Raw genomic sequence first — 13,432 nt, 5'->3', positions numbered from 1 at the left:
CCTCTCAGGAAAGACAAAAGTATCCGTCTTGAAAAATGGGCTAAATTTATTTTCAAAAAAAACCGGAATGCTTTTTACACGTGACATATGGTTCATTTATATTATCAAAATACTATTGAGAGAAAATATCACAATAAACGAAAAACAACCTGCTTGCATGATGCAAACAGGTTGTGAATACTTTATTTTTCTTAGCGAGGCTCCACAATTAATTTAATCGCTGTTCTTTCTTCACCATCGATTTGAATATCAGTAAAAGCTGGAATACAAATCAAATCAACCCCGCTCGGCGCCACAAATCCTCTGGCAATTGCCACAGCTTTAACAGCTTGATTTAAAGCACCCGCTCCAATTGCTTGAATCTCGGCGGCCCCGCGCTCTCTTAACACACCTGCAAGCGCACCTGCCACTGAATTTGGACTCGATTTTGCTGAAACTTTTAAGATTTCCATTTCTGCTCCCCCTTAGTTTTACAATGGATAAGTGAGTGTTCATTAGAACAATCATTATTAGATGTTGCTATCCAAAAAGCCATCCCCACAATGCTTTTCAAAAATAGCGGGCTACCTTCCATTTTTACTATATTCACTAAGGAGTTGCTATATTCCTGCTTTTCTTTTTAATATTTTTATAAAATAACCATGTGATCAATTATTCAAAGAACATGTGATCATCATTGATTAAAATACGTTCGATTTTAACGGCCTTTTTCGTTTGATCATCTATATCGATGACGACTCCGCTTAGGGTTGTTTTTCCTTCAGCGACAGTAAAGCGCACAGGAAGGTTTGTTTTAAAACGCTTGATAATCGTTTCTCTGTCCATCCCCAGTATACCGTCATATGGACCGGTCATTCCTACATCCGTAATATATGCCGTGCCCTTCGGCAAAATGCGGTTGTCCGCTGTTTGCACATGAGTGTGAGTTCCTACTACAGCAGATGCCCGTCCATCCGTGTACCAGCCGAGTGCGAGCTTTTCACTTGTCGCTTCCGCATGGAAGTCGATAAAAATGTACGGTGTTCTTTTAGCAGCTTCGGCAATTAATTCATCCGCTTTTAAAAACGGATCATCGAGCGGCGGTAAAAATGTACGGCCTTGTAAGTTCATAACGGCAAGTTCTTTACCGTTTGCTTTCACATATGTGATCCCTTTCCCCGGTGTGCCCTCCGGAAAGTTTGCGGGACGGACTAAGTTCGGGACATCGTCGATAAAATCGAAAATTTCTTTTTTGTCCCAAGTATGGTTTCCCATCGTGATCGCATCTGCGCCAGACTGTATCAAACTGTGATAGATTTTTTCTGTTAAGCCTTTTCCATGTGCGGCATTTTCGCCATTTATAATGGTAAAATGCGGCTTGTATTTTGATTTCAGCTTGGGCACATACTCTTTTACCATGTCGCGGCCCGGTGACCCGACAACATCTCCGATAAATAAAATTCTCATTTTGTAAATCCTTTCTATTCCTCAGCCGTCAAAAAAATAAAGTGATGCTTAGCGCATCACTTTATTTTGCATACTCTACGGCTCGAGTTTCTCTAATGACTGTCACTTTAATATGACCTGGATAATCGAGCTCGTCCTCAATTCGTTTGCGGATATCTCGCGCCAGGCGATGGGCTTCAAGATCATTTATTGAATCCGGCTTCACCATAATACGCACTTCACGTCCAGCCTGAATCGCAAATGATTTTTCAACACCTTCGTAGGACTCAGAAATTTCTTCGAGCTTTTCAAGTCTTCGAATGTAGTTCTCGAGCGTCTCACTTCTCGCGCCAGGTCTTGCAGCGGAAAGCGCATCTGCTGCAGCTACCAGCACAGCGATAATGGAAGTCGGCTCCTCGTCCCCATGGTGTGATGCAATACTGTTAATTACGACTGGGTGCTCTTTATATTTAGTCGCAAGCTCGACTCCGATTTCAACGTGGCTTCCTTCTACTTCATGGTCAATTGCTTTTCCGATGTCATGAAGGAGTCCCGCCCGTTTCGCAAGCTTTGCATCTTCTCCAAGCTCCGATGCCATCAGCCCGGCCAAGAATGCGACTTCCATGGAATGCTTAAGCACATTTTGACCGTAGCTTGTACGGAACTTTAAGCGGCCGAGAATCTTGATTAGATCTGGGTGGAGGCCGTGAACGCCAACCTCAAATGTCGTTTGCTCACCCATCTCACGAATGTAGTCATCGACCTCGCGGCGAGATTTTTCAACCATTTCTTCAATCCGTGCCGGATGAATACGGCCATCCTGAACGAGTTTATCAAGAGCAATCCTTGCTGTTTCACGTCTGATCGGATCAAATCCGGACAGAATGACAGCTTCAGGGGTATCATCGATAATCAGGTCAATACCTGTCAGCGTTTCAAGCGTACGAATGTTACGCCCTTCCCGGCCGATGATACGTCCTTTCATCTCATCATTTGGAAGATTGACAACTGATACCGTTGTTTCGGCAACGTGGTCCGCTGCGCAGCGCTGTAAGGCAAGTGAAAGAATGTTTTTCGCTTTTTTATCAGCCTCTTCTTTCGCACGGTTCTCAGTTTCTTTTGTCATGATGGCGATGTCATGTGAAAGCTCGTTTTCAACCCGGTCAAGAATGATTTGTTTCGCTTCGTCACGAGTCAGACTCGAAATTCGTTCCAACTCTGACTGCTGCATACGAATCATCTCATCCACTTTGCTTTCCATCTCTTCAATATGTTGTTGTCGTTCATTCAGAGAATGATCTTTCTTCTCCAACATCGCTTCCCGTTTATCAATTCCCTCATGTTTGCGATCAAGGTTTTCCTCCTTTTGGAGTAAACGGTTTTCTTGTTTTTGAAGCTCATTTCGTCTTTCACGAACTTCTTGTTCAGCATCTATTCGAAGTTTGTGGATTTCATCCTTTGCTTCAAGCAGAGCTTCTTTTTTCAGTGCTTCAGCATCACGCTTTGCATCTTCAAGAATTTGCTCGGCTGCACCGCGTGCGCCTGCAATTTTCGCTTCGGCAATGGTTTTACGAACATAGTAGCCAACAACTAAACCGAGTAGAATCAGCAAAATGGAGATGAGAACCATCATAATTGGGGTCATACTTTCACCTCCTCTTGCTATGAACTTGGTTGTTGCTCAAAATAAGTGTCGGCATGTACATTGTCTAGTTTTCTCAACATACAGAACCTTCACAGGGAATGAAAGTTTCATCGCCCTTGTCAAGTTTAAATGGTTTAACAATCATGTTAAAAAAACAAATGTTACAACTTCATTGTAATTGTGTCGGAAATACTTGTCAAGCTTGCCAGCTTAACGTTTGCCGAGCCGCCCCCATTTACCGTGCCGAACATGAATCCGTCTATCTTTTGAAAAAACAGATCGTAAATTACTCCTGATTTAGAAGCTGGTATATTTTATTGTTCACTTGTCCAAGTTTAGCGTTATTTTGAATATTTGACAACAAAACAACAACGGTTTGTCCGGATTTGCTGAAGCTGTTCAATACGTTAAAGCCAGGCATGACTCCGTGGTTTGAATAGCTTCCGGGAGCAACATAAAATCCCATTCCGTATGTGGAACTGCTTCCTGGCGTAAACATTTTTTCATAGCTTTCTTGCGAATAAAGCTTGCCGTCTACCAGTGCTTTGTCAAATTTGTACATATCAGCAGCACTCATATATATATCGCCTGCTCCATAAAGCTGAGATAAATCGGGCATATACGGTGTAATAGTCCTGCTGCCTTTCAGCTTGTAGCCGACAGCTGGATAAGGCTGCTTATCGTATGACTTGTAAAAACCCGAATGTGTCATCCCCGCAGGCTTAAAAATATGATTGGTTATGTATTGTTCATAAGACTCGCCGCTCACTTCAGCAACAAGATAAGCGAGAACTGAATAATTAGAATCCTTATAATCCCACATTCCAGGCTGACGTTTGATTCCTTGCTGCTCTATGTTTTTTATTAAGTCATCAGGAGTGATCGCGCCATTCCCTTCAACATGTCCGTTTATTCCCGATGTATGAGTAAGCAGATTCTTTAATGTAATATTCTTTCCGTTGGGAAAATGGGGTAAATACGTGCTGACCGGATCACTTGTCTGGAGTTTTCCTTTTTCCTCAAGCTGCAGAATAGCGGTTGCTATTAGCGCTTTTTGTGATGATCCAATATAAAAAGTTGTCGCAGGATTATTTTTTATGTGATGCTTGCGGTCCGCATAGCCAAAACCTTTATTTAATTCGACTTCTCCGTTTCTGACGATCATGGCTGTCCCGCTGAAGCCAATCTCTTTTAAATAACTGCTGATTTTTGGATTGCGGTCCACTGTTTTGATTTGTTCCTCTGTTTTTTTGGCTTTGTTTTTCTTCTGATCAGCTTGCTTCTGACCGGTATCAGAAACCGCTGCAGCTTCTTGAGATGGTTCGGCTTCTTCATCCTCTCGATGAACGGCATTCCAAATCGTGAAACAAATGATTACGGCCAACATACCAAACAAAAATTTGCCTCTTTTATTTAGTTTTCTGCGTCTGCGCGTCGCAGTTCTTCTGCGAGTGGGGCTTGTCATCCATTTTATCCTCCCAATCTAATTTCAAATGCACACGTTTTGTTAGACGTATGAACTACTATAAAAGTTGTCAAATGAACCAATTTATTTATCATTATTTTGCAGAAAATACAAAAGAAAAAAAGGCAGAGTTTGCACTCTGCCTTTTTTATTATTTCAAATTCATTTTATTTTTATTCTTCAAATTCGAGTTCTTCCTGTGTCTCTTCCGCCTGCTGCTGTACTACTCCGTTATTATCTAAGCCGTAATGTTCACGAATTTGCTCCTGAATCATCAGCATGATATCTTTGTTTTCTTTTAAGAATTGTTTGGCATTTTCCCGGCCTTGGCCAAGACGCTCTTCTTCATAAGAGTACCATGAACCGCTTTTTTGCACGATATCAAGTTCAGTTCCGAGATCAATGATTTCGCCTTCTTTTGAGATACCTTCTCCATACATAATATCAACCTCAGCTGTACGGAACGGAGGAGCTACTTTGTTTTTCACGACTTTGATTCTCGTTTTATTCCCCATAACGTCGTTGCCTTGTTTCAGCTGTTCAGCACGGCGTACTTCAAGACGAACGGAAGAGTAGAATTTCAGCGCACGGCCGCCTGGAGTCGTTTCCGGGTTTCCGAACATAACGCCGACTTTTTCACGAATTTGGTTAATGAAAATCGCGATTGTCTTCGATTTGTTGATGGCCCCTGAAAGCTTACGGAGCGCTTGAGACATTAAACGCGCCTGCAAACCGACATGTGAATCTCCCATGTCGCCTTCAATTTCCGCTTTCGGAACGAGCGCCGCTACAGAGTCGACAACGACGATGTCAACTGCACCGCTTCGAACCAATGCTTCTGCAATTTCAAGCGCCTGCTCGCCTGTATCAGGCTGAGACAGTAAAAGCTCTTCGATATTGACACCGAGTTTTTGTGCGTATACCGGGTCTAGCGCATGCTCCGCATCGATAAACGCAGCTTGTCCTCCCTGCTGCTGAACCTCAGCAATGGCATGGAGCGCCACAGTTGTTTTACCTGAGCTTTCAGGACCGTATACTTCAATAATCCGTCCGCGGGGATACCCGCCTATTCCCAGTGCCGTATCAAGAGCGAGGGAGCCGCTTGGAACAGTAGAAATTCTTGTATCTGTCTTTTCTCCCAGTTTCATAATGGAACCTTTGCCGAACTGCTTTTCTATTTGTTTAAGAGCCATATCTAAGGCTGCCTGACGATCACTCATTCTATTTTTTCCTCCTTTATGTTACCACTACATATACTATACCCTGTTTGAAGGGATTTGCCAAGAAAAAAGCGAACGCATATTCGGATTTTTTCTTGGCCTGATTTCTACCAAAATATCATAATGAGCCGGAGAAATCATGTTTTTTGAGGAGGATAGTGTGCTGAAAACATTATTTTTGCTCTAACAGTTTTAAAATTAAATGGCAGCCATATTTAGCAGCACGTTTTCTAATTCCTGTTCTGGAGCCCGCAAAGTGAAACTCGTGAACCTCTTCTTTTCCATTTGCAGAAATACCGATAAACACATGTCCAGGTGCATGGCCTTCTTGAGTATCAGGGCCGGCAACACCGGTAAAGCTAATGCCAATATCGCTTCCAGTGAGCTGCTGAACACCCTTTGCGAGCTCAGATGCGCATTGCTCGCTGACTGCGCCGAAACGGTCCAATGTTTCCTTTTTGACGCCGAGTACATTTTGCTTCACTTCGTTTGAATAGCAAACGACGCCGCCGGAAAACAACGCTGAAGCGCCGCTAAGATCTGTCAGCCATTCAGAAAACAGCCCGCCGGTAAAGCTTTCTGCGGCAGAAAGCGTGATGCCTTTTTCCTTACATGCTTTAGATAGCTCTTTCACAAGCGATGTATCGTCATAGCCATAGAAAAATTCACCGACACGTTCTAAAATAACGGCTTCTGTTTCTTTTAACAAACGCTCTGTTTCTTTTTCATCAGCATGTTTCGCTGTCAGGCGCAGCGTCACCTCTCCATCCGCTGCCAATGGAGCAATCGTCGGGTTCGTCTGTGCATCAATGATATCTTCTAAATCAGCTTCTAGCTGAGATTCGCCGATACCGAAGAAGCGAAGAACCGTTGACACAATTTTTTCATTTGAGCCCATCTTTTTAAGAAGAAGCGGTTTAGCCTCATTTTCAAACATCGGACGCAATTCACTCGGCGGTCCGGGAAGAAGCATATAAAAGCGTGAATCATGCTCTGTAAGCATTCCCGGCGCCATTCCAAAGTGATTTGCCAGTACGTCAGATCCTTCGATGACAAGCGCTTGTTTTCGGTTATTAGGTGACATCGTGCGTTTTGTTCGTTTGAAATAATCCTCAATGGATTGAAACGCCTCATCATTTAAAACGAGCGGGCGTCCCAGCACATTAGCTATCGTTTCTTTTGTTAAATCATCTTTTGTCGGTCCGAGCCCTCCTGAAAAAATAATAAAATCAGAGCGCTCTTCAGCAATGCGGATGACCTGCTTCAGCCGCTCCGGATTATCACCGACTGCTGTATGGTAGAATACGTTCACTCCGATTTCTGCCAGCTGTTTGCTGATAAATTGAGCATTTGTATTGGCAATCTGACCAAGCAAGAGCTCTGAACCTACTGCAATAATTTCTGCTTTTTTTGTAAATTCCATCACGTATGTCCTTCTTTCTTAGTTAGATGTTTTTAGCGCTTCCCAGTTTTTAGCGAAATAGTCCCACCCAGATACAACGGTAAAGAATACGGCTACCCATAACGCCAGGTCAGCGAACGGAAATGACACAAGCTCAAACGGAAGATTGTGAAGAAGCAATGCAGATACTGCAATAATTTGAGCCCATGTTTTAATTTTACCAAGCATATTCGCAGCTACTACTTCTCCCGTTCCGGCTAATACAAGCCTTAAACCTGTTACGGCAAACTCCCGGCTGATAATCACAATGACCATCCAAGCGGGAGCAAGATCAAATTGCACAAGGATAATTAACGCTGCCGATACGAGAAGTTTGTCCGCAAGCGGATCGAGAAATTTCCCAAAGTTTGTAACAAGGTTCAGTTTGCGGGCATAATAACCATCTATCCAATCTGTCGTCGATGCAATAATAAACAAAATAGCGCCCGCTAAGTGTGTGACCGGAATGGATTCGTCTCCAAATTCGAGTCTGCCCCAGTCAAACGGCGCCAGCATGATAATCATGAAGATCGGGATTAATGCAATTCTTGCTAGTGTGATTTTATTCGGTAAGTTAAACATAAAGCCCCTCCAGTTTCATACTCGGACGTGAAGAAAAGTCATCTGGTGATTAAGATGACTTTTCTTCCTTTTTATTTACAATCTTTATTGTTTGTGCCATCACTTCTTTAGGATCAAGTTTATACGTCAGAACCTCACCGTTGACTTTTATTTTCAGGTTAGGTGCATATCCTGTGCGGATTTCAACTTGTTTCTGATCAGTTATGTCTTTTTTATACGTTTCGTCTTTTTTCAGTGTACCCTCTTTGAGAGAGCTGCTGTTTTCATCGCGCACTCGAATCCAAGAGCTGTCTGAAGCCTTCAGCTCTAGCTCGATTTTATCGGCGCCGGACACTTCATACGTTGTTACAGATCCTTCAGTGCCAGTTGCTTTCATCTCTAGTTTGTTACTGTCTTCTTTTTTATCTTCTTTGTCTTTCGTTTCTTTTTTTGTGTCTGTCTCTTTTGCAGAGCTATTGGTTTGATTCTCTTTCAGCGTCGAATCCTTAGGGATCTCATACTTGCTTTCACTTTTCGTGATTGATTTTTCTGATGCCGCGTTGCTATTATCATCGTTTTTATGATTCGCAAACTGAATTATAGCGTAAACAATGGCAATCACGACAATCACGCCGAGAATCACAAGTATTGTAGGCAGCAATTCCAGCGCCTTAGAAGCAGGCTTTGGCATTTCCTTCTGCATATTCATGCCGGAGATTTTTTCAGACACATCGTCATGATACGTATTCGGGATATCTTTTTTATACTCTTCAAACAATTGGTCAGCATCAAGCCCGACGGCTTCCGCATATTGTTTGATGAAAGCCCGGACATAAAACTTACCCGGAATAATGTCATAATTTCCTTCCTCCAAGGCGGTTAAATACCTTTTTTGAATCTTAGTTGCCGCTTGGAGATCATCCAATGACATTGCTTTTTCCTCTCTGGCTTCTTTCAGCCGGATTCCTAGTTCAGTCACAACAAACACCTTCCAATTTTAAAAATCAAAGCTTGAAAACCCGGATTGATCAAACATTTGGGGTTCTTCAGCATGTTCATATGTAATAACCTCATCAGGATCATTTCTCAGTTCAATAATATAATCAAAGTCATCTAGTGTATACTCTGTATTTTGAACGAATATGTCCGGATGCTCCACCACTTTTGTAGCAGGCAGCCTCATGATTTCCCTCACCAGCTGCAGATGGCGTTCAGACCCTCTTCTTGTCGACACAATCCCGTCAACGATAAAGACATTTTCAGTGCTGTATTCATCGGCAATCAGCTGGCTTCTGATTGTTTGTTTCAGCAAGGTAGATGACACAAACAGCCACCTTTTGCTGGCGCATACGCTGGAAGCTACAATTGACTCCGTTTTCCCGACGCGCGGCATTCCGCGGATTCCGATTAATTTATGGCCTTCTTTTTTGAACAGTTCGGCCATAAAATCGACTAATAGGCCCAGCTCGTCCCGTTCAAAGCGGAATGTTTTCTTATCATCGGCATCCCTCTGGATGTACCGCCCGTGTCGCACGGCGAGACGATCGCGAAGCCTTGGTTCCCTCAGCTTCGTTACTTTAATTGTTTCCATCGTTTTTAAGATTGATTCTAATCGTTTAATTTGATCTATATGGCGGCACCTGAGCAGCATTCCCCTTCTGGAAAGATCGACGCCGTTTATCGTTACGATGTTAATAGAAAGCATCCCGAGAAGAGATGAAATATCCCCGAGCAGTCCGGGGCGGTTCACTTGAATTTCATATTCAAAATACCATTCGAGCTTTGCCAAATGATATACCCCCTTCATTGTGGCAAATTTTTACCTTCCTTTATCATAAAGCATTTTTCTCTAATTAGAAAGAAGAATGTTGCTGTGATGAGGAAAACATAAAAAAGAGAGGAAGAATCTCCTCTCTTCTTAATGAGTGCTGTTATTTTCAACAAGCTTAACCATCATATTGGCAATGGCATGCTGTTCTTCTTTAGATGCTACGCTCCAAAGATCTGCCAGCACTTTTTCCTGCTCGTTCTTAGAATCCACTTCATTAGCCAGGTAACCGCCGATTTCTGTAGCAAGGTCAGTGATGGTGTCCTGACTCATGCCTTTATCTTGCGCATAGTTCAAACGATCACCAAGGAAATTCTTCCAACTATCCCAGTTTTCTAATACTGACATGTGAGTTTCCTCCATTTCATGTGAAGTTACAAAATTATTTTGTCCTTCTTAAAAGAAACTATACACATTTTATTTTGCATCAGCAGTGCCAGCCCCCGTTAACAGACAGAATCTGTCCAGTAATATAGGAAGCTTTTTCAGACAGGAGAAATGCTACCGCCTCGGCAATTTCTTTCGGCTGTGCAAGCCGGCCGATCGGGATCTCATCAGCGATCTCTTCCAATTCATCCGGACTGAATTGATTCATCATGTTGGTATCTACAGCACCAGGTGCTACTGCATTGACCCTGATACCGCTTGGAGCCAGCTCCTTAGCCAGTCCTTTTACAAACGAGTGCTGTGCTCCCTTTGCCATGCTGTACAGCACCTCACACGATGCGCCAGTCTCTCCCCAAATAGAGCTGACTGCCACAATCGCTCCCGTTTTGTTTCGGATCATGCTTGGAAGAAGGTTTCTCGTCAAAATGTAAGGACTTGCCACATGCAGCTGAACCATTTCCTGTACCGTAGCATTATCTACATCAGTAATCAGCCCGAAATGGCTTCTGCCGCTGTTTAAAACGATCGCATCAACCGGCTGAACAATTGATTTTGATAGTTCATCAGCGCCATTCGGAGTGGAGAGATCTCCTTGCAAAATATTAGCATCTATGCCAAACGCCCGTTTCAGTTTTTCAGCAAGCTCTGCTGCCGCGTCTTCATTCTGATTGTAGTGCAAAAGCAGATCATACCCCTCTGCTGCAAGCGATTCACTTATGCTTTTGCCAATACCGCCGCTTGCCCCGGTGACTAATGCTGTTTTTTTCATCCTCTTTCCTTCTTTCCGCAGAAAAACACCCCTCACATTGGAGGGATGCATGTTAAGATTTAGGAACCACTTTGCAGACAGTCAGTCTATCCTCAGCAATTTCCTCTTGTATGATTTGCTGCACATCCTCAAGGGTGATCTGCTCGAGAACAGTTACGATATCAAACAGGCTCATCTCCAAAAATGCATAGCGAGTGAATTGGTTAGCGATGTATTCAGGTGAGTTTAATGCCTTTAAAAATGACCCGATTTTTTTCTTTCTGGCAAGTTCAATCTTCTCAGCGGTGATGATTTCACCGGCACGAAGCAGATTGCTTGAAATGTCTTCAGCCAATTTATCCGGTTCAGGCGTGTCCCCACCGATGGCCGCAAAACCGAACCCATATTCAGCCGTAAAATCAAAGCTGAACGTTTCATCTATATACCCTTTTTCATAAAGGGATTCATATTGGGCAGAGCTTTTGCCGAACAAAGATTCCAGCAATAGGTTCATTGCAAGTTCATGCTTGAGCAGCTCTTTCCCTAATCTATACGGATGCTTTGATTTCAGTCCGACGAGACATTTCGGTCCCTGAACATTCATTTTAATTTCTTTTTCTTTCCGGAAAACAGCTTCTTGCTCTTTTACTTCTTCCCGTTTAATTTCCGGCTGATCTGTATACGGTTTTCTTCCCTGATTTTCTCTTACCTGAGAAATGATCGCTTCAGGATCAACAGGGCCGACTATAAAGAGGAGCATGTTGCTCGGATGGTAAAACGTCTCATAACATTCATAAAGAAGGTCCTTAGTGATATGGGATATACTTTCTACCGTTCCGGCTATATCAATTTTGACAGGATGATCTTTGTACATGTTTTCAATCACCCCGAAGTACAGCCTCCAGTCAGGATTATCATCATACATGTTAATTTCCTGGCCGATAATCCCTTTTTCCTTTTCTACTGTTTTTTCTGTAAAATAAGGGTCCTGCACAAAATCAATCAGTGTTTCCAAATTGCGTTCCACGTTTGACGTGCTCGAGAAAAGATAAGCCGTTCTTGTAAATGACGTAAACGCATTGGCAGAGGCGCCCTGTTTACTGAAATCTTGAAAAACATCTCCATCAGCTTTTTCAAACAGCTTATGTTCAAGAAAATGGGCAATCCCATCGGGGACATGAACCATCTCGTCTTTTCCAAGAGGGACAAACTGATTATCGATAGACCCGTACTTTGTTGTGAATACCGCATACGTCTTGTTGAAGCCTTTTTTCGGCAAAACGTATACGTCTAGGCCGTTTGACATTTTTTCATGATACAGCGTCTCCTGAAGCTGTTCAAATTCGATTGGTTTTATCAAGATGCACCCTCCGTCCCTTTTAAGAAGTAAGTCGTATCAAGCTGAATTTTTTCGCCGACTTTTATGATATCCTCTTTTGTCACCCGCTCAATATTGGCAAGGAAATCTTCGATCGGAATATCGACTTGGGCAGCGGCCTGCTGATATAAAAATTCAGATAAACCATACGCAGTATCAATGGTTTCCAGCACCTGATTCCGAATCATGGCTTTCGTCTGAGAGATGTCTTCCTCACTGAACTCCCCGTTTTTCATAGCCTGAAATTGCTCGGCAATAATAGAAACGGCTTGTTTGTAGTTTTTTACTTCTATTCCTGACATCACCATTAATAAGCCTTTAAAGCTATCGATACGGGAGGCTGCGTAATAAGCGAGACTGGCTTTTTCCCGAACATTAATGAAAAGCTTGGAATGAGAAAAGCCGCCGAACATTCCGTTAAAAACTTGTAAAGCTGAATAATCCTGATCCGTAAAAGTAATATTGGTCCGATAGCCAATATTCAGCTTGCCTTGTTTGACGTCTTCTTCATCAATGACTTCTTTAGGCTCAGGTTGTTCAGAATGGTTGTTCACAAATGTTTCCAGAGCGCGTTCCTCTGTGTGAAAATATTGATCAATAGCAGCTTGCACTTGTTTCCTGTCAACATCGCCGACGACATATAGATCAAGCTGGTCTTTTTGGATCGCGTTTCGGTATGTTTCATATAATTGATCGGCCGTAATGGCATCAACATCGTCGATCTCTCCATTAACGTGCAGCGAGTAAGGTTCATTTTTACACATTTCCTGTATAAGCCTTAGATTAGAGTAACGCATTTTATCATCATAAACCGCTTGAATTCTCTGCTTCAGCGTTCGTTTTTCTTGATCCACATATTGCGATTGAAAAACGCCTGCTTCTAAAGCAGGTGAAAAGACGATTTCTGCGAGAAGCTGGAGCCCTTTTTCAAGGAGAGGCGTCTGATCTTTTAAATATTTTTCATTCGGAATTTCAAGTCTGAATGTAATCACATGCTGTTCACCTTTTTTCGAGAGATCAGCCGAAACAGACGTGCCGTACAGTTCATCCAGATAAGAACGTAAATCTGCAGTTTTCGGACGGCTTTCTGTTCCGCGAAGCAGCACATGCGGGAACAGCGCTCTTTTCGTAACTTGCTCCTTTGTTAAGGGCGCCAGCATTTTAAAGATAAGCGAGACGGTTTTAAATTTTTCTGTTTCTACAATATGTGCGGTTAAACCGCCGTGCTTTGTTTTGACTTCATTGACATATGACATGTGAAACCTCCTTCGTTCATTTCTTATTAGTATGTATTATGACCAAATTTCAGCATTCGCAGAAACACTCTTTCATGT

General features: G+C 42.8%; 13 protein-coding genes. All 13 read right to left on the bottom strand.

The genetic code is table 11. From position 1 onward, the window contains the following. Positions 1-191: 191 nt before the first annotated feature. Positions 192-452: a stage V sporulation protein SpoVS gene (spoVS, locus tag NSU16_RS09085; protein WP_003154135.1), complete on the bottom strand. Its 261-nt coding sequence runs from the start codon at positions 450-452 to the stop codon at positions 192-194. Positions 453-651: 199 nt separating this feature from the next. Further along, positions 652-1,446, bottom strand: a complete 795-nt coding sequence (ymdB, locus tag NSU16_RS09080; protein ID WP_029441277.1) for a 2',3'-cyclic-nucleotide 2'-phosphodiesterase — start codon at positions 1,444-1,446, stop codon at positions 652-654. Positions 1,447-1,507: 61 nt separating this feature from the next. Beyond that, a complete protein-coding gene (rny, locus tag NSU16_RS09075) occupies positions 1,508-3,070 on the bottom strand; it encodes a ribonuclease Y (protein WP_010334309.1) in 1,563 nt (520 codons plus the stop codon). Positions 3,071-3,356: 286 nt separating this feature from the next. Beyond that, positions 3,357-4,535, bottom strand: a complete 1,179-nt coding sequence (locus NSU16_RS09070) for a serine hydrolase domain-containing protein (protein ID WP_168747875.1) — start codon at positions 4,533-4,535, stop codon at positions 3,357-3,359. Positions 4,536-4,708: 173 nt separating this feature from the next. Continuing rightward, complete coding sequence (gene recA, locus NSU16_RS09065) at positions 4,709-5,755, bottom strand: recombinase RecA (RefSeq protein WP_010334307.1); 1,047 nt, start codon at positions 5,753-5,755, stop codon at positions 4,709-4,711. A 172-nt stretch (positions 5,756-5,927) separates the two neighbouring features. Beyond that, positions 5,928-7,178, bottom strand: a complete 1,251-nt coding sequence (locus tag NSU16_RS09060; protein WP_339192527.1) for a competence/damage-inducible protein A — start codon at positions 7,176-7,178, stop codon at positions 5,928-5,930. 18 nt (positions 7,179-7,196) lie between these two features. Beyond that, positions 7,197-7,778: a CDP-diacylglycerol--glycerol-3-phosphate 3-phosphatidyltransferase gene (gene pgsA / locus NSU16_RS09055; protein ID WP_010334305.1), complete on the bottom strand. Its 582-nt coding sequence runs from the start codon at positions 7,776-7,778 to the stop codon at positions 7,197-7,199. Positions 7,779-7,827: 49 nt separating this feature from the next. Next, complete coding sequence (locus NSU16_RS09050) at positions 7,828-8,688, bottom strand: RodZ family helix-turn-helix domain-containing protein (protein WP_339192667.1); 861 nt, start codon at positions 8,686-8,688, stop codon at positions 7,828-7,830. Positions 8,689-8,754: 66 nt separating this feature from the next. Beyond that, positions 8,755-9,546, bottom strand: coding sequence for a YmfK family protein (locus NSU16_RS09045; RefSeq protein ID WP_003220998.1), 792 nt, complete (start codon positions 9,544-9,546; stop codon positions 8,755-8,757). Positions 9,547-9,675: 129 nt separating this feature from the next. Further along, the gene (locus tag NSU16_RS09040; protein ID WP_029441274.1) at positions 9,676-9,933 is read right to left on the bottom strand and encodes a DUF3243 domain-containing protein; all 258 of its coding nucleotides are present in this window, start codon (positions 9,931-9,933) and stop codon (positions 9,676-9,678) included. A gap of 79 nt (positions 9,934-10,012) precedes the next feature. Then, positions 10,013-10,741 (bottom strand): SDR family oxidoreductase, encoded by a 729-nt coding sequence (locus tag NSU16_RS09035; RefSeq protein WP_326202407.1) that lies wholly within the window; start codon positions 10,739-10,741, stop codon positions 10,013-10,015. A 52-nt stretch (positions 10,742-10,793) separates the two neighbouring features. Continuing rightward, the gene (locus NSU16_RS09030) at positions 10,794-12,080 is read right to left on the bottom strand and encodes a pitrilysin family protein (RefSeq protein ID WP_268446161.1); all 1,287 of its coding nucleotides are present in this window, start codon (positions 12,078-12,080) and stop codon (positions 10,794-10,796) included. Further along, positions 12,077-13,354 (bottom strand): pitrilysin family protein, encoded by a 1,278-nt coding sequence (locus NSU16_RS09025; protein WP_229150186.1) that lies wholly within the window; start codon positions 13,352-13,354, stop codon positions 12,077-12,079. Before NSU16_RS09025 ends, NSU16_RS09030 begins: the two co-directional genes overlap by 4 nt. Between the last annotated feature and the right edge of the window lie 78 nt (positions 13,355-13,432).

It is taken from the genome of Bacillus sp. FSL K6-1003 (assembly GCF_037964945.1).
Taxonomy (GTDB): Bacteria; Bacillota; Bacilli; order Bacillales; family Bacillaceae; genus Bacillus; species Bacillus mojavensis.
Note: the sequence above shows the minus strand (reverse complement) of the source record. Positions and strands in the feature narration are given on the sequence as shown.